Consider the following 17,286-nt stretch of genomic DNA (forward strand, 5'->3'; position numbering starts at 1 on the left):
TTAATTTATGAAATTAATTCAATATCTCTCAAGATCCAGAATCCTGCAAATTTTTCGATGTATGGCGTTGACTGTATGGCAATAAATTGATAACCAAAAGAATTTTTTTTATTCTCTAAAAACTTTGTACTCAAAATTTTTGCATCTTTCTCTGGCAAATCAGTTACCAGCCACTTATCGTCTTCTGAAGCTTCAAGTATGAGTTGGTTCTTACTAATGACTAATTTAACAGGTTCTAAACAACTGAACCATGCAGAAAGTGCTAAAGATCTATCTTTGCTAAAAAGTCTTAATCCTGGAACTAAGTAATTATCATCTAAATCTTTCTGAATTGGGAAAATATTTCCAAATTCCATAGGCCAATTTTCTGCTGATTTTAATTCGCCAATTGATATTTCAGAGATAGTTAAAGCATCACCCCTTACTGCTTCTGGTAGAGGTGTAGGAGAGCTTTCAATTTTAGAAGTAAAAGTTGGAGCTAATACACCTTTTACATAACCTTTTTCCTTGGGATAAATCTCTTTTTCAAGAAATTCGATTCTATCTAATAAATCATAAGTTCTCCTACTTACGAGAGCCTCAATACTTACGGCCTCCAAAGATTTCTTAATGATCGATTTCATTGACGACCTCCAGAACCGAACTATCGAAGGTTTCTCCCACCCTAGTTTTTTTGCTTCACTTATTGCTTCATTTAGTGACTTTGTAAGCCATACTGAATTGACTTCATTGGCAGGGCATTTTTTATTCCAAAGAAAAATATCTTCTGTCTTATAACTTCTTGTAGAACAAATAATTAACTCCCACCTTTTTTTTCCATTTAATTCAATAATTGGTCTTGAGTAAAAGTCTAATTCCCAATCTGAAATCTTTAACTTAAGACTTGACTCCATTTTTTTATTGATGTTCATTTATCTTGTTCTTTTTTATCGAAGAGTGCTTTAGTTTTTAGTGCTCTCTCTGTGGCTTCTTGCATAACTTTTTGCTTATCAATAATTAATTCTCCCGCAGAGTTTTCAAGGAGTGCTGTATTGAGACCAATGCGCCCTTTTTCGAGGTCAATTTCAGATATTAATGCTTTAATGATTTCCCCTTCTCTAAAAACTTCTCTTAAAGAACGAATCGATCCATTTGTTAGTGAGGATTGATGAAGAAGCCCACTAGCTCCACCTAATTCTATAAAGAAGCCATATGGTTTTACAGCTAAAACTTCTCCTTCAATTAATTGTCCTAATTTTAGACTTGTAAGTTTAGAGACTAATGATGCTTTCTTTTCAGAGAGAACTAATTTTCTGGATTCTGGATTCACCTCAAGAAAAGCTACTTTTAGAGTTTTGCCAACAATAGATTGATAATCTTGACCATCTTCAAGTTGGGATCTTGGGATAAATCCTCTTAATCCATCTACATCGCAAGTAAGCCCACCTCTATTAAATCCATTAATTAAAACGTTAATTAATTCTCCATTTTTTGCGAAACTTGATACTTTCTCCCAACTTTGCCTGAGAATTAGTGCCCGAGCGCTCACCGTTACCATCCCATCAGCATTTTGTTCTTTGATAACCAAAACTTCCATTTCAAGGCCTATAGAAAACTTCTCTTTAAAGTTAGTTATGACGCCTAGCCCACATTCTTTTTTGGGCATATAACCAGGTGCTTTCCCACCAATGTCAATATATAATCCATCACTTTCGATTGCTATAACCTTTCCTGTAATTGTCTCTCCTGTAGCCCCAATTGGCTCATTTGCATTTAAAGCCTCCAAAAAAGCACTTTCATCAAAATCAAATTCATCAACTGTTCTTTCTAATTGAAAATCTGTGATTTGCTCAGAAAAATTAAGCGGTCTATTTAAGTCTTGTTGAGAAATATCAAATGTTTTAGTGTTTTCATTATTGTCCTCATTTTCTTTTACTGAGTCATCTTTAGTTATTTGAGGTTTGATTGCAATATTTTCTTTTCTAATCTCTTCTTGAGAGTTGGGATGCTCATTTTGTATATCTTGAGATTTTTTTTGAATATCTTTCTTGCTTATGTGAAGTACCTGAAGAGGTTTTTTAAAATCTTTTTTATTGCCCTTTGGTTGGATATTATTTTGGGCATTTTTATTACTGACTCCCATTGTAGGTAAAATAAGAATAACTAATTATTAACATACTCTAAATGTTAGTACTCAAAATTAAAATTAATGAACTTTAAACCAATACCTAATAAATTTGAATATTTAAATTGGCAAGAGATTGAAAGTGTTGCAAAAGATAAAAGATCAACAGTGATTTGGCCATTCGGCGCTGTTGAGCAACATGGGCCGCACTTGCCCCTTGCTACAGATAGTATTTTTGTTGATGAAATCATTAGCGAAGTTTTTAAATTATTATCTCCTAAAGTTCCATTAAAAAAACTTCCAACTCAATACATTGGGTTTTCACCAGAACATAGGGGTTTTGCTGGGACAATTTCACTTTCCTCAGATTTAATAACCTCAATGATTAAGGAAGTGGGAGGTCAATTATCTGAAATGGGTTTTAAAAGATTGATATTGATTAATGGACATGGAGGTCAAATCTCACTACTAAATACAGCGGCAAGAGAACTGAGGAGTTTCGCTCCTGGGATGGCAGTTTTTCCTTGTTTCTTATGGAGTGGTGTTAATGGATTAAGTGAATTGTTAACAAAAACTGAGATCGAGGATGGGCTTCATGCCTCTTTAGCTGAAACAAGTTTGATGCTGGCTTTGAAACCAGAATTAGTAGGTGATGAACGCCCAAATGAGGGTTATAAATTAGAGATCCCTGAAGGTTGGAGTCTAGAGGGCAATGCGCCTACTGCTTGGCTTACTGACGACTTCAGTAAATCAGGTGTTATTGGCGATAGTAGAGGAGCAAATGAGTCTTTAGGAAAAAATTTAAAGGAATTATTGATTAATCATTGGTTCAAATTGATTATGAATCTGATGCAATCAGATTGGCCAAACAATTCTTAAATAAGTTTAAGTAAAAAATGTGACTTTACAATTGAAACTATTTTCATGATATTTAAATAAACCCTCTATAATAATGTAATATTCATGCATAATGAGCTAAAGATTACTGACATGCAAACTCTAGAATCAAATAAAAAAACTGTTGAAGAATCGACTAACCCGATTTCTTTAGATTTACCCGACTTCACTACAGATTCTTATAAGGATGCATACAGCAGAATAAATGCAATTGTTATAGAGGGAGAGCAAGAGGCTCATGATAATTACATTTCAATAGCAACTTTAATTCCAAATGAGTTAGAGGAGTTAACTAAATTGGCGAGAATGGAAATGAAGCATAAAAAAGGCTTTACTGCATGTGGAAGAAATTTAGGTGTAGTAGCTGATATGGAATTTGCTAAAAAATTCTTTTCTAAATTACATGGTAATTTTCAAGTTGCTCTTGAAAAAGGAAATTTAACAACATGTCTTTTAATACAAGCCATCTTAATTGAAGCATTTGCTATTTCTGCTTATAACGTCTACATAAGAGTTGCTGATCCTTTTGCAAAAAAAATAACAGAGGGAGTGGTTAAAGATGAATACCTTCATTTAAATTATGGTCAAGAGTGGCTTAAAGAGAATCTATCTACTTGTAAAGAGGAATTAATGGAAGCTAATAAGGTTAATCTTCCGTTAATTAAAAAGATGTTAGATGAAGTAGCAGATGACGCATCAGTTTTAGCTATGGACAGAGAAGAATTAATGGAAGAATTTATGATTGCTTATCAAGATACATTGATGGAAATAGGTCTAGATAATAGAGAAATTGCAAGAATGGCTATGGCAGCTATCGTCTAATTACATTTCTAATTAATTAAGACTTTTAATAATTAATCAATCCTATTTAAGTAGTTACCTCTGTGCTATTGTTCATAACATTGTATAGAAACCATTTATAAATTTTAAATGTTTGGGTTAATAGGCCACTCAACCAGTTTTGAAGATGCAAAAAGAAAAGCTTCGATGCTAGGCTTTGATCATATTGCTGATGGCGACTTAGATGTTTGGTGTACTGCTCCTCCTCAGCTTGTTGAAAATGTAGAAGTTAAGAGTGCTACTGGAATATCTATTGAAGGTTCTTATATTGATTCGTGCTTTGTTCCTGAAATGCTTTCTAGATTTAAAACGGCTAGAAGAAAAGTACTAAATGCTATGGAACTAGCTCAGAAAAAAGGGATTAACATTACCGCTTTAGGAGGATTTACTTCTATAATTTTTGAGAATTTTAATCTTCTACAGCATAAACAAATTAGAAATACTTCATTAGAGTGGGAAAGGTTTACTACTGGCAATACTCATACCGCCTGGGTTATTTGTAAGCAACTAGAAATAAATGCGCCTCGCATTGGGATAGACCTTAAAAAAGCAACTGTTGCTGTAATTGGAGCTACAGGCGATATTGGTAGTGCTGTTTGTAGATGGCTTATCAATAAAACTGGGATTTCAGAACTTCTTATGGTAGCAAGACAACAAGAACCACTAGCACTGTTACAAAAAGAATTAGATGGTGGAACCGTAACAAGCTTAAATGAGGCATTGCCTCAGGCGGATATTGTTGTATGGGTTGCAAGTATGCCTAAAACCATTGGAATTGATACAGATAACTTAAAAAAACCATGTTTAATGATTGATGGCGGATACCCCAAAAATCTTGATGAGAAATTTCAGGGTGAAAATATTCATGTTTTAAAAGGAGGTATAGTAGAGTTTTTCAATGATATTGGTTGGAATATGATGGAACTTGCAGAAATGCGAAACCCTCAGCGAGAGATGTTTGCTTGCTTTGCAGAAGCTATGATTTTAGAATTTGAAAAGTGTCATACAAACTTTAGTTGGGGAAGAAATAATATTTCCCTTGAAAAGATGGAGTTTATTGGAGCAGCATCTTTAAAGCATGGTTTTTCTGCAATTGGACTTGATAAGCAGCCTAACGTATTAACTGTTTAAATTATGGCTAAACGTTACCTCCTTGATTTTGAAAAACCTCTTGTTGAACTTGAGAAGCAGATAGAGCAAATTAAAGAATTAGCTCGAGATTCAGAAGTTGATGTTAGTCAACAGCTTCTGCAACTTGAAACCTTAGCTGCAAGGAGAAGAGAAGAAATATTTAAATCTCTCACCCCTGCTCAAAAGATTCAGGTAGCTAGACATCCTCAAAGACCTAGTACTTTGGATTTTGTTCAAATGTTTTGTGATGACTGGATAGAATTACATGGAGACAGAAATGGTGGCGATGATATGGCACTTATTGGGGGGATAGGTTCGATAAATAATAGACCAGTATTGATGTTAGGGCATCAGAAAGGAAGGGACACAAAAGAAAATGTAGTAAGAAACTTTGGTATGGCAAAACCAGGAGGTTACAGAAAAGCTCTTAGATTAATGCAGCATGCAAATAGATTTTCTTTGCCAATTCTTACATTTATTGACACTCCTGGAGCTTATGCTGGTTTAAAAGCTGAAGAGCAAGGTCAAGGTGAAGCGATTGCAAGAAACCTTCGAGAGATGTTTGGATTTAAAGTTCCAATTGTGGCTACTGTCATTGGAGAAGGAGGTTCTGGAGGAGCACTTGGAATAGGTGTTGCCGATAGGTTACTAATGTTTGAACACAGTGTTTATACAGTTGCTAGTCCAGAAGCATGTGCATCAATTTTGTGGAGAGATGCTGCGAAGGCGCCAGAAGCAGCATCAGCACTTAAAATCACAGGTAAAGATTTACTTAAATTAGGTATAATAGACGAGGTATTATCAGAACCTTCTGGTGGGAATAATTGGGCTCCTTTAGATGCTGGCAACACACTAAAAGAGGCTATCGAGAAACACCTTAACGCTTTACTGCAAATGCCTAAAGAAGAATTGATTGAGGAAAGATACAAAAAATTTAGGGTTTTAGGTAAATTTATCGAAGCAAATAATATTGAAGAGATTTATAGTGAAATCCCCCCAAAAACTGAATAACTTGAAACTAGCTTTTATAACAGGTGCTACGAAAGGTATTGGTAGATCCACCGCAATTACTTTTGCCAATGCTGGCTGGGATTTAATTTTACTCTCCAGGAATATGGATTTAATGGAGAAACTAAAGAGCGAACTGTTGACCACTAAATCAAAAATTAACCTAGTAAAATGTGATTTATCTAATCCTCTAGAAATAGAGCATTGTGTTAATGAGGCAATTGAGAAGTATGGGTGCCCTTCAGTATTGATAAATAATGCCGGCTGCGCATTTAATGGCCTTTTAGCTGAAATGGAATTAGGTCAATGGGAACAAACTATTCAAATAAACCTCACAAGTGTTTTTCAAATTTGTAGTTTAATAATTCCTGAAATGAGAAAACATGGTGGTTTAGTTATTAATGTCAGTAGTCATGCCTCTTATAATGCATTTCCCCAATGGGGAGCTTATTGTGTTTCAAAATCTGCACTAGCTATGTTTACTAAATGCCTTAGGGAGGAGGAGAGGTCTAATTCAATAAGAGCATGCACAATAACGCTTGGTTCAGTAAATACTCCTCTTTGGGACTCCGAATCAATAAATTCTGATTTTGATAGAACTTCTATGCTCTCCTCAAAAGAGGTATCAGAAACTATTCTCTACATGGCTCAAAAACCTGAATCACAATTGATCGAAGACTTGACTTTGATGCCTTCTGGCGGAGCCTTTTAAACATTCTGTTTATCTGATTGATCTTAAAACAGTGATTTTTTTTAGTGCTATTTGAGCCCGATTAAACAAGAGAATGTGATATAGTATATGAGCAATTAAGCTTTTGGAAGATACAGTTAATTAAGTTGCATACAATTTTCTGTTTAGAATTTTATGACCTCTACATTACCCAACGATAATATTAGAAACTTTGACGACCAGATTACTAATAAACTAATTTCTGAAATTATAAGAGACAGAATTAAGAGTTCTGGTACAAGATTTAGTGCTAACGATAATATTTCTGATTTTATAAATCCTGGTGAATTAGAAATTTTAGAAAAAGAAATAGCCTCAAGAGTTAAAGACTTACTAAAGTCCCTCGTAATTGATGTTGAGAATGATCATAATACTCAAGAAACTGCTGAAAGAGTATCAAAAATGTATCTAAATGAAGTTTTTAAAGGTAGATATCATGAACAACCTAAAGTTACAAGTTTCCCAAATGACAAGAATCTTGATGAAATTTATACAGTTGGTCCAATTTCGGTCAGATCTGCATGTTCACATCACCTAGTTCCAATTCTAGGAGAATGTTGGATAGGTATAAAACCTGGAAATAAAGTCATAGGACTTTCAAAATTTGCGAGAGTTGCTGATTGGGTTTTTTCCAGACCTCATATTCAGGAAGAAGCTGTAATGATCCTTGCAGATGAAATTGAAAAACTTTGCGAACCTAAAGGTTTAGGCATTATTGTAAAGGCCCAACATTATTGTATGAAGTGGAGGGGAGTCAAAGAACCAAATACAAGCATGATTAATTCTGTGGTGAGAGGCGATTTTAGACACGATTTAAGTTTGAAACAAGAATTTTTTGAGCTTGTAAAACAGCAGTCAGCTACTAATAATTACTAATTTCTTTTTAAAAATTTTAAAAGACCCTCTGTTTTATTAATATCTTTTAAACCCGGAGATATCTCAATACTACTTGAAATATCTAATCCGTCTGGTTTGACTTCAGTAAGGATTTCATCAATCCATTCAATTGATATCCCACCTGCTAACCACCAAGGTTTACTAAATTGCAGATTCTTTAGATAAATAGAGTTTATTTTTTTCCCTGAACCTCCATAAGTTTCTTTGTTCCAAGAGTCGAGTAGTATCGCGTCTACAAAATCCTCAAAAGGTTTAATTTTATCGATATCTTTTTTCGTTTTTATTCTGAAAGCCTTCCATAGGCCAATATTTGGAATTTTTTTCCTTATTTCTTTGCAATAATCAATATCTTCATCTCCATGTAATTGAATGATAGTTTCACTTGGGTGTCCTAAGAAATTTTTAATAATTAAGTCTATTGGACAATTTTGTACAACAGATACCCTCTCGATTTTTGGATACAACCTTTCTAAGGTTGTAAAAATATTTTTCTTAATTTCAGCTGATACATATCTTGGTGACTCTTCCACTGAAATAATACCTATAGCATGCGCTCCTAATTTTGCGACTTGCAAAGCTTGTTCTGCTGACGTTAGGCCACAAATTTTAATTAAAGTATTACTCTTGGGCATATAATTGGCCTGTATGTAAGATTAATATTATTGCTAAATATAGCGGAGATTATTTTTGAGAAGTTGGCAAATTTTTAAAATATGGGGAATTCCCTTTAAAGTACATCCTTATTGGTTTGCTATTCTCTTTTTATTCTCATGGAGTATAAGAAATCAGGTTAATTTAACTTCAGGTGATATTTATAGTATTAAAGAATCTTGGATTATAGGATTTTTAACTTCTTTTTTCTTATTATCTTCAATTATTTTTCATGAGGTTTTTCATACGCTTGTTTCACTTAATCAGGGGGTAAAAATAAAAAAAATTACTTTTTATTTTTTAGGAGCAATTTTACAAATAGATAAGTATTGTCAAACTGCTTTAGGTAATATAAAAATTGCAATTGTTAGACCTCTTTTATGTTTCGCTACAGCATCTATCTTACTTTTAATTAGTAATAACAGTGCATCTCAGGAACAAATAGCAGTTAATGTAATTTCAAGAGTAGGTATATTTAATTTATTCTTAGGCTTCTTAAATTTGATTCCAATTGGTTCTTTAGATGGAGGGAATTTATTAAAAAGTATTATTTGGCATTTCTCAGGGAGTAAAAATAAAGGAAGAAATTTCCTCAATAAAGTAAATTTATTATTATCTTTTTTTGTTTTATTTTTTGGGATAATTTGTTTATTTAGATTTAACTTTTACTTTGGTTTTATTTTTTCTTTTTTGGGCTTGTTTGGAATTAATTCTTCAAAATCTGAAAGTCAATTTTTTAAAATTGAAAACATACTTAAATTTAGTAAAGTTTCTGAGATCAAATTAAAACCTTTGAGGAAAATTGAATACGATTCGAATTTCTCAGAATTTAATAAGTTAATAAAAAATAAGAAGGATACATCGGATAAATATTTTTTTGTTACGAATAATGGTAGATGGACCGGTTTTGTTGATGAGAATATCTTAAAGACTGTTTCCTTAAAAAAATGGGAACGGAACTTTGTTGGAGATTTTAAGAAACCAATCGATAGTTTTGAAAGTGTATCTTATAACGATAAATTATGGAGAACTGTAGAAAGACTTGAAGAAACAAATGAAGGTTTTTTATTGGTTCTCAATGCTGCAGATATCCCTTTGGGGATAATTGATAGGTCAAAAATTGGAAACTTTGTGTTGAATAGATTAGGTTTTAATTTGCCTTCAGATATTGTTGACAAATTAAACTTTAAAAATAATTATCCCCTAGGAATTGAATTGCCGAGAATAATTAATTCAATGAAGCAGAAAGGAGATCTTTAATAATTCTTGTAATTAAAATTTTCTATTTTTTATTATCTATTGCAATATTTTTAAAATTTATATTTGATTTATTTTTCAGGAATGAATTTCTCAAATGTTGAACTATTTCATCATTTGTTAGTTTTAAATTTACTTTTGGTGGAGCTTCTTCTTTGAATAATTTGAACCACAAATCTCTTGAAGGATTTGTTTGAATTTCTCCATGTTGAAGGAATGCTCCTTTTTTACGAAATTGAGCACTACCTATTCTCTTAAACCCATCCTGATCAACTAAATCGGAAATTAATGAAGTCCCAAAACAATTTGTTTTAATACTTGATTTTCGTGAATTTCCATACTGTAAGTTGAGGCCTAATTCTCTAAAACTTTTAATTAACCAATTATTAACCATTTCATAACTAAAGACTTTATAGTAAGTTTTTTTAAATGTTAATGCATATGTTATGCCTCCTGAATGCAGAACAGCTCCCCCTCCTGAGGGACGTCTAACAATATTAATTTCCCCATTTGATAATAAATTTTTCCAATGAAGAGGAATTTCCTTTTGGTGATAGCCAATTGAAAGCCAATCCCCAGTCCAATAGTAGAACCTCAATGTGAGAATTATTTCAGGATTCGAAATTGTCTGATCTAAAGAATTTAAATCTAATGCCATTTGATCAAATCCAGGTAAATTATTTGTTGAAAAAATTAAAGCCTGATTTTCAATTCCCAAAATTAACTTTGCAGGTTTATTTATGATAATTTTCAATAAATTTTTTCTTTCAATTTGTTAATTACGTAACATCATTTTGTAATAGTGTTTCAAATCTTCTCTTTTCGGTGGAGAATATAGAAAATAATTTTTTTACCATGGAGCCAACTCAAACAATAAATCTTATTGCATTAAGTCTCATAGTTGTTATGCATGCAGGAGTTTTAGCATTAAGACTAGGAATTAGTTTAGGTAGGAACTAAAGTCTATTAGAAAATTTAAAATTTATAAGGTAAAAATAAAGTAAGACTGAATTGATTTATTCAGTAAAAAAATCAAGTACTTAATTTGTCAAAATCTTTTTATAAAAATAGTATTTTCTACAAAAAATATTTAGGGGATGTATTTGTAAAAAGACAACAGAAAGAGGATAATTTTGTATCTTTGATTTTTTTAATTATAAAAATTAGCTTTTCCCTTTTAGCAATAATAAGCCTGATTAAGCTTGGCTATAGTTCTAAAGTAAGGTTGAACAGATTAAGGGAAATTGAAGAATCATTTTTATACGAAAAATACAGATTTAATTTATTAACAGATAAGTTTGATGATTTATTCTCTTCTGAAGGTGAGCAAAGATTTATGAAGGATCAGGATCAAATGATTTCTCGGGACATTATCAGAGTAATATGGCGTTGATAAGGATGATCATGAATCATTCAACTTATCATTTTTTAATTAACTTTTTTGCTAGTGAGTAAGAACATTAAGGGTTTGGTCCTAATAACAGGAACAACTTCAGGAGTTGGATTAAATACTCTAAAACCTCTATTAAGATTTGGATGGGAGGTTATAGCAGTTAATCGATCAAATAAAAGAGCTATAAAAATAGCTGATGAATCCTTGACAAAAGAGGAATTTAAAAATGTTCACTTTATAGAAATAGATCTTTCTAACTTGGATGATGTGAGAAAAGGTTGCGATGAAATATTAGAAAGATTTAAGAAGCCAATAAATTCTCTTATTTGTAATGCAGCAGTTTATAAACCGAGACTAAAGAAACCTGAAAGGTCTGCTCAGGGGTTTGAAAACTCTATGGCAGTAAATCATTTTGGGCATTTTCTTATGATAAACCTACTTATGGAAAATATTTTATCTTCTCAAAGAGAAATTGTTTTAAATGGCAAATCAACTGTATTCAAGCCAAGAATTACAGTATTAGGAACTGTTACGGCTAATTATTCAGAACTTGGAGGAAGGATCCCCATTCCTGCCCCAGCTGATTTGGGAGATTTAGCAGGATTCAAAAATGGTTTTTTATCTCCCATAAGTATGGCGAATGGAAAGAAATTTAAACCTGGTAAGGCTTATAAGGATAGTAAACTTTGCAATATGGTGACTGTTCAGGAATTATCAAAAAGATATCCTGCAGAAAAGATTATTGTTAATTCTCTATATCCTGGATGTGTTGCTGATACAAAACTTTTTAGAGATACACCTTGGTTATTTAGATTCCTTTTCCCGATATTTCAAAAATTCATAACAAAAGGATATGTTTCACAAAGACAGGCAGGAGAGAGGGTAGCTCAAGTGGCAACTTATAAAGAATTTGCTAAACCATCAGTCCATTGGAGCTGGGGAAATCGTCAGAAAACTGGCAGAAAAGCTTTTTCTCAAAAATTGTCAAAAAGAATAATTGATACGAAGACCTCTCAACAAACTTATGATTTAACAAGCCAATTGGTTGGATTAAATTAAGTTAGACTAATCAAATCCTAATAAATCAAAAATTTCTCTATCTTTAAGTGGATTACCTTCTAAGGGTTCGACGTTTTCAAGCATATTTTTGGCAAGAGATAAATATTCATTTTGAACTTCAATAACATCTTCAGTTGGTTCCATTTCAAAAATTGTGCATTTTTTCAGTCTTGATCTTCTAATGGCGTCGACATCTTTAAAGTGAGCCATAGTTTTTAAACCTGTTCTTTCATTGAATTTATCAATTTGATCTGTGTCTTTTGATCTATTTGCAACTACCCCACCTAATCTGACTTTATAATTTTTTGCTTTTGCTTTAATTGCAGAAACAATTCTATTCATAGCGAATATTGAATCGAAATCATTAGCAGTGACAATTAGACAATAATTTGCATGTTGCAATGGGGCTGCAAATCCTCCGCAAACGACGTCTCCAAGGACATCAAAAATAACAACGTCAGTATCTTCTAATAAATGATGTTCTTTTAATAGTTTAACTGTCTGACCGGTTACATATCCCCCACACCCTGTCCCAGCAGGAGGACCTCCACTTTCAACACACATTACGCCATTAAAGCCTTCAAACATGAAATCGTTTGGCCTCAATTCTTCGCTATGAAAATCTACCTCTTCGAGAATGTCGATAACTGTAGGCACCATCTTGTGAGTCAAAGTGAAAGTGCTATCGTGCTTTGGATCACATCCAATTTGTAGAACCTTTTTCCCTAATTTTGAGAATGCCGCAGATAGGTTTGATGATGTAGTTGATTTCCCGATGCCGCCCTTTCCGTATACGGCAATAACTAAAGCTCCTTCTTCGATATTTATTTTAGGATCTTGCTTTACTTGAACACTCCCTTCCCCATCAAGAGGCTTGTTTATAGTACTTGTCATTTAAAGCTTTAAAACACATTATTATTTATATTCTTGCAGTGTAAATACACATGAAATATGTTTCTAAACAAATATGTATTCAATTGTATTAAAAGCGGGAAATATGTTCTTATAACTACATTTTTAAAATTTAATCTATTAAGTTATGAGTGAAAATACTCATGGCTAAATTAAAATTTATTAGTAAAAAATTAACTAAAATATGCTTTGGCATCGTAAAGAGTTTCATCGCTTATCTCTGGAATTCCTCTTAAGATTGCATATTTTTCGGTATTTGTTTTAACTTTGCCTCTTACAAAAAACGGAACTTTTGTTAATTCAGCTCTACCTGATTCAGTCCAAATAATGCCCTCTTTAGGATTATTCTCCTTTTTTTCGTCAGAATTTAAAAATTCCTTTGTGTTTGTCGCTGTATGTCCTAAATGGCTTTGATGACCGTCGACAAACTCAAAGTCATGTTTAAACATATCGATAAGATGCTCTTCTAATCCCATCATTAAGGGATGTACCCAATCATCAAAAATCACATTTGCTCCTTCCCATCCCATTTGTGGGCTATATCTTGCAGGAACATCTTGAACATGCATTGGTGTGCTTATTACTGAACATGGAATGCCAAGTCTCTTGGCACTGTGCCTTTCCATTTGAGTCCCTAAAACTAATTCAGGTGCGGCTTTTTTCATTGCATCTTCTACTTCTAAATAGTTATTAGTAATTAAAGCTTTTACATTTAGTTCTTTCGCTGTTGCTCTTACTTGTCTTGCCATTTCCCTGCTGTATGTCCCAAGACCAACTACTTCAAAACCCAATTCTTCCTTAGCAATTTTGGCTGCTGCAATTGCATGTGTTCCATCACCAAAAATAAAAACTCTTTTGCCAGTTAGATAATTTGAATCAACTGATTTTGAGTACCAAGGAAGTTTTGATTTATTTTCTAATTCTTTTTTATTCGTCAAAGGAAGATCTAATTTTTTATGAACTTCATTTATAAATTCAATTGTATTTTTTATTCCAATTGGAATAGTGTTTGTATATTCCATTCCAAAGTTCCGTTTAAGCCATTCACATGATGCTTCCGCAATTTCTGGATAAAGACAAATATTTATTTCAGCATCAATTAGTCTTTCAATATCGTCTGGACTAGCGCCTAATGGAGCAACTACGTTTGTATCTATTCCTTGCTCCGAAAGTATGCGTTGAATTTCGATTACATCATCTCTGCATCTAAATCCTAGTAATGAAGGGCCAAGTATATTAACTTTTGGTCTACGACATAATGCCTTCCATCTTAGAGGATTTATTTTTTCTGAAGAACTTACTTTCTCTTTTAAAAGAGTTCTTGTTAATTGATAAAAAGTTTCTGATGCCCCCCAATTTTCTTTCTTGCTGTAAGCAGGTAATTCAAGATTAACAATCGGCATATCAAACCCCATCCCTTTTGCAAGTGCTCCAGGTTGGTCTTGGATAAGTTCTGCTGTACAACTTTCTCCGACTAAAAGAGTTTTGGGTTTGAATCGTTCAACGGCTTCCTTAATATTTTTCTTCACTAATTCTGCTGTATCGCCTCCAAGGTCTCTAGCTTGAAAAGTTGTATAAGTTACTGGAGGCCTTTGACCCCTTCTCTCGATCATTGTAAAGAGAAGATCCGCATATGTATCTCCTTGGGGGGCATGAAGCACATAATGAATGTCTTTCATTGACGAGGCAATTCTCATAGCACCAACATGAGGTGGTCCTTCGTACGTCCAAAGAGTTAATTCCATAGTTTTTAATGAGTTACTAAAGTTTTTGAAGTTAGTATTTGATTTCTTTTTAAAGGCTTGGAGAAGAGACCAGCCAAATCTGCGGCTTGATCAATTCCATGAATTGGACTGAATACCATTTCTATTGACCACTTAGTACTAATCCCCTCCGCCTCAAGAGGGTTAGCTAAACCCATTCCACAAACTACTAAGTCTGGATTAGATTCTCTCACTCGATCTAATTGTTTTTCTACATGTTGCCCTTCGACAATTTTTGTATTATCAGGTAATAAATTAATCTCCTCTTTCATTAAATCTTTATTTAGGTAAGGAGTGCCTACCTCTATAAGATCCATTTCGCATTCATTATGCAAAAATCTTGCCAAAGATATCTCCAGTTGCGATTCAGGAAGAAGAAATAATCTTTTCCCCTTAAGTATTTCTTTGTGTGAATCAAGAGCAAGTTTTGCTCTATTGATTAAAGGCGAAATAATTTCATGAACTTTAAGTTCACTAATTTTGAAGGCTTTGGCAGCGGCTAAAAACCATTTTGTACTGCCTTCGATACCTAGAGGAAATGGAGCTGAAATTATTTCACAACCGCGATGTTTAAGGTCTCGAACCGTATCACTTAAATAAGGCTGAGTTAATAATACTTTTGTATTTTTGCCAATCTTTGGTAATTCTGTTGATTGCCGTGGTGGAAAGCTCTCAATATTTGAAATTCCTAAATTTCTAAAAATCTTTTTAAACCTATCTTCTACATTATTTGCGAGAGTCCCAACTAATAATAATTTTTCCTCATTTGATGACTCCATTAATGGAATTAAAGCTTTTAAGGCGCCATCCTCTCCTTGGGTAAAAGTTGTTTCTATCCCACTTCCAGAGTAATTCACGAATCTTACTTGACCTAAAAATCTTTTATTTAATTTCTCTGCGACAGTTGCAAGATCTAGTTTAATTACTTCACTTGGACAAGATCCAACTAGAAAAAGAGTTTTTATTTCGGGTCTTCTTGCAATAAGATCATTAACCACTCGATCTAATTCTTCATGAGCGTCAGCAAGACCAGCTAGATCTTTTTCTTCAAGAATAGCCGTCCCAAATCTTGGCTCAGCAAAAATCATAACTCCAGCAGCGCTTTGAATTAAATGAGCACATGTCCTTGAACCTACTACCAGAAAAAATGCATCAGGCATTCTTCTATGGAGCCAAACTATTGAAGTTAAACCGCAAAAAACTTCCCTCGGTCCAGTTTCCTTATTAAATTCAACTTTACTCATTAAAAATTTTCAAGAGCTTATATTTCAAGCTTGCATAAACTTTTTAATTTAAGAAAGTAATTAATAAGTTCTCTTACAAAATGAACACATTTAAAAAACTTATATGAATGTTTAAATACTTAAATGGGAATTATGAAAAAAAACTTTTTGGACGTATTTTAATTTCTGTAGAAGGAATTTCCTTGACTTGTTTTTGAGATTTTCCATACATTTCTAGCTATTTTCGTTGCTAATAATCCTGCTCTTTCTAACTTTGATTTTCCGGGCTTTGCTCCAATTAAAGCTGTAACTTCTGAAGTAGTTAAAGGTGCTCCAGTATTTATAGCTAATTGCGTTAACTCCAACCTATCTCTAAGGTTCTTAAGATTTACCTTCTCGATTTTATCTTCTTCTAACCAACTAAAAGATGGATCTTTCTGAGATAATTTTTGCATCAAGCTTAGGCTGACTAATCCAAGAGTTTGATCAGGAGTTAATTCTTTTTCAGTGCCAGAAACATTTGGTTCTTTTTTTTGAGAAGTTCCCATAAAAATGCATATCTTTTACTTGAAGTTATCGTTTTGTGGGAAGCATGCAAGTAAATTTAATGGAAAAAATGAACCATTATCCGTTATAGTCGCGTGAATGGAACCAACTTCTAGTTTAAACAGAGGGGAACGAAAGAAAGGGAGTTCTCTTGTCACAGGATCTGAGGTGCAATCTCAGGCTAGTGGTGCAAGCTGTTTTATTACAACTGACTCAGAAAAGTCTTTGGTATCCAGACAAGCAAGTCAAGTAGAACAAATTGAGTTAAGAACATATGTTTTTTTAGATTCTCTTCAGCCTCAATTGGCTGCATATATGGGAACTGTTAGTAGAGGTTTTTTACCAATCCCTGGAGATTCTTGCCTATGGATGGAAGTTTCACCTGGGATGGCCGTGCATAGAGTCACTGATATTGCCTTAAAGGCTAGCAATGTAAGACTTGGACAGATGATCGTTGAAAGAGCATTTGGTTCTCTTGCCCTTTACCATAAAGATCAAAGTACTGTTTTGCATTCCGGGGATGTTGTTCTAGATGCTATTGGTAGTGAAGTTAGAAAAAGAACCAAACCTTCAACAAGTTGGACAGAAGTGATTCGAGCTATTACTCCAGATCATGCTGTTTTAATAAATAGACAAAACAGGAGTGGATCAATGATTCAATCTGGGATGAGTATGTTTATATTAGAAACTGAACCAGCTGGTTATGTTTTAAAAGCAGCTAATGAAGCTGAAAAGGCATCTAATATAACTGTTGTTGATGTTAAGGCAGTTGGAGCTTTTGGTAGATTAACTCTCGCCGGGAAAGAAGGGGATGTAGAAGAGGCTGCAGCAGCTGCTATAAGAGCAATTGATGAAATTTCGAATTATTGAGAATT

The 17,286-nt window shown here is 33.3% G+C and carries 19 protein-coding genes; 11 read left to right on the forward strand and 8 right to left on the reverse strand.

The window, feature by feature from the left end; all coding sequences use genetic code 11:
• Positions 1–5: 5 nt before the first annotated feature.
• Together HA148_RS02755 and HA148_RS02760 are read right to left on the reverse strand one after the other, a co-directional pair.
• Complete coding sequence (locus tag HA148_RS02755; RefSeq protein WP_209129992.1) at positions 6–911, reverse strand: Tab2 family RNA-binding protein; 906 nt, start codon at positions 909–911, stop codon at positions 6–8.
• Positions 908–2,122, reverse strand: coding sequence for a S1 RNA-binding domain-containing protein (locus HA148_RS02760; RefSeq protein ID WP_209129994.1), 1,215 nt, complete (start codon positions 2,120–2,122; stop codon positions 908–910). The genes HA148_RS02755 and HA148_RS02760 overlap by 4 nt, the downstream gene beginning before the upstream one ends.
• Before the next feature lie 66 nt (positions 2,123–2,188).
• Between HA148_RS02760 and HA148_RS02765 the strand changes: the two genes are divergently transcribed.
• The 6 genes from HA148_RS02765 to folE all read left to right on the forward strand — a co-directional run bounded on the left by HA148_RS02765 (position 2,189) and on the right by folE (position 7,586).
• The gene (locus tag HA148_RS02765) at positions 2,189–2,983 is read left to right on the forward strand and encodes a creatininase family protein (protein WP_209129996.1); all 795 of its coding nucleotides are present in this window, start codon (positions 2,189–2,191) and stop codon (positions 2,981–2,983) included.
• Between the two features lie 111 nt (positions 2,984–3,094).
• Positions 3,095–3,823 (forward strand): aldehyde oxygenase (deformylating), encoded by a 729-nt coding sequence (locus HA148_RS02770; RefSeq protein ID WP_209129998.1) that lies wholly within the window; start codon positions 3,095–3,097, stop codon positions 3,821–3,823.
• A gap of 108 nt (positions 3,824–3,931) precedes the next feature.
• The gene (locus HA148_RS02775; protein WP_209130000.1) at positions 3,932–4,972 is read left to right on the forward strand and encodes a long-chain acyl-[acyl-carrier-protein] reductase; all 1,041 of its coding nucleotides are present in this window, start codon (positions 3,932–3,934) and stop codon (positions 4,970–4,972) included.
• 3 nt (positions 4,973–4,975) lie between these two features.
• Positions 4,976–5,983 carry an acetyl-CoA carboxylase carboxyltransferase subunit alpha gene (locus tag HA148_RS02780; protein WP_209130002.1) on the forward strand — a complete coding sequence of 336 codons (1,008 nt, stop codon included), beginning with the start codon at positions 4,976–4,978 and terminating at the stop codon, positions 5,981–5,983.
• On the forward strand, positions 5,958–6,692 hold the full coding sequence (locus tag HA148_RS02785; RefSeq protein WP_209130004.1) for an SDR family oxidoreductase: 735 nt from the start codon (positions 5,958–5,960) through the stop codon (positions 6,690–6,692). The genes HA148_RS02780 and HA148_RS02785 overlap by 26 nt, the downstream gene beginning before the upstream one ends.
• A 153-nt stretch (positions 6,693–6,845) precedes the next feature.
• Positions 6,846–7,586 carry a GTP cyclohydrolase I gene (gene folE / locus HA148_RS02790; protein WP_209130006.1) on the forward strand — a complete coding sequence of 247 codons (741 nt, stop codon included), beginning with the start codon at positions 6,846–6,848 and terminating at the stop codon, positions 7,584–7,586.
• Here the strand turns inward: folE and HA148_RS02795 are convergent.
• On the reverse strand, positions 7,583–8,239 hold the full coding sequence (locus HA148_RS02795; protein WP_209130008.1) for a phosphoribosylanthranilate isomerase: 657 nt from the start codon (positions 8,237–8,239) through the stop codon (positions 7,583–7,585). The genes folE and HA148_RS02795 overlap by 4 nt on opposite strands.
• Before the next feature lie 55 nt (positions 8,240–8,294).
• On the opposite strand from HA148_RS02795, the gene HA148_RS02800 reads away from it, so the two are divergent.
• Positions 8,295–9,518: a site-2 protease family protein gene (locus HA148_RS02800; RefSeq protein ID WP_209130010.1), complete on the forward strand. Its 1,224-nt coding sequence runs from the start codon at positions 8,295–8,297 to the stop codon at positions 9,516–9,518.
• Positions 9,519–9,540: 22 nt separating this feature from the next.
• Here HA148_RS02800 and HA148_RS02805 read toward each other — a convergent pair whose 3' ends face one another.
• A complete protein-coding gene (locus HA148_RS02805) occupies positions 9,541–10,269 on the reverse strand; it encodes a lipoyl protein ligase domain-containing protein (protein WP_209130012.1) in 729 nt (242 codons plus the stop codon).
• 101 nt (positions 10,270–10,370) lie between these two features.
• Between HA148_RS02805 and psaM the strand changes: the two genes are divergently transcribed.
• The 3 genes from psaM to HA148_RS02820 all read left to right on the forward strand — a co-directional run bounded on the left by psaM (position 10,371) and on the right by HA148_RS02820 (position 11,967).
• Complete coding sequence (psaM, locus tag HA148_RS02810; RefSeq protein WP_025887817.1) at positions 10,371–10,475, forward strand: photosystem I reaction center subunit XII; 105 nt, start codon at positions 10,371–10,373, stop codon at positions 10,473–10,475.
• Between the two features lie 85 nt (positions 10,476–10,560).
• A complete protein-coding gene (locus HA148_RS02815) occupies positions 10,561–10,908 on the forward strand; it encodes a hypothetical protein (RefSeq protein ID WP_209130014.1) in 348 nt (115 codons plus the stop codon).
• A gap of 54 nt (positions 10,909–10,962) precedes the next feature.
• Positions 10,963–11,967: a protochlorophyllide reductase gene (locus HA148_RS02820; RefSeq protein WP_209130016.1), complete on the forward strand. Its 1,005-nt coding sequence runs from the start codon at positions 10,963–10,965 to the stop codon at positions 11,965–11,967.
• 6 nt (positions 11,968–11,973) lie between these two features.
• Here HA148_RS02820 and bchL read toward each other — a convergent pair whose 3' ends face one another.
• From bchL to HA148_RS02840, 4 genes are all read right to left on the reverse strand, one after another.
• Positions 11,974–12,861 (reverse strand): ferredoxin:protochlorophyllide reductase (ATP-dependent) iron-sulfur ATP-binding protein, encoded by an 888-nt coding sequence (bchL, locus tag HA148_RS02825; RefSeq protein ID WP_002805445.1) that lies wholly within the window; start codon positions 12,859–12,861, stop codon positions 11,974–11,976.
• Between the two features lie 191 nt (positions 12,862–13,052).
• Positions 13,053–14,624, reverse strand: a complete 1,572-nt coding sequence (locus HA148_RS02830) for a ferredoxin:protochlorophyllide reductase (ATP-dependent) subunit B (RefSeq protein WP_209130018.1) — start codon at positions 14,622–14,624, stop codon at positions 13,053–13,055.
• Positions 14,625–14,629: 5 nt separating this feature from the next.
• Positions 14,630–15,886 carry a ferredoxin:protochlorophyllide reductase (ATP-dependent) subunit N gene (locus HA148_RS02835; protein ID WP_025965465.1) on the reverse strand — a complete coding sequence of 419 codons (1,257 nt, stop codon included), beginning with the start codon at positions 15,884–15,886 and terminating at the stop codon, positions 14,630–14,632.
• Between the two features lie 158 nt (positions 15,887–16,044).
• The gene (locus HA148_RS02840) at positions 16,045–16,413 is read right to left on the reverse strand and encodes a hypothetical protein (protein WP_011862565.1); all 369 of its coding nucleotides are present in this window, start codon (positions 16,411–16,413) and stop codon (positions 16,045–16,047) included.
• A 97-nt stretch (positions 16,414–16,510) separates the two neighbouring features.
• Here HA148_RS02840 and HA148_RS02845 point away from each other — a divergent pair, with 97 nt between their 5' ends.
• On the forward strand, positions 16,511–17,281 hold the full coding sequence (locus tag HA148_RS02845; RefSeq protein WP_011818055.1) for a hypothetical protein: 771 nt from the start codon (positions 16,511–16,513) through the stop codon (positions 17,279–17,281).
• Positions 17,282–17,286: the final 5 nt, after the last annotated feature.

The organism is Prochlorococcus marinus XMU1405, from assembly GCF_017696275.1.
Classification (GTDB): Bacteria; Cyanobacteriota; Cyanobacteriia; order PCC-6307; family Cyanobiaceae; genus Prochlorococcus_A; species Prochlorococcus_A marinus_AB.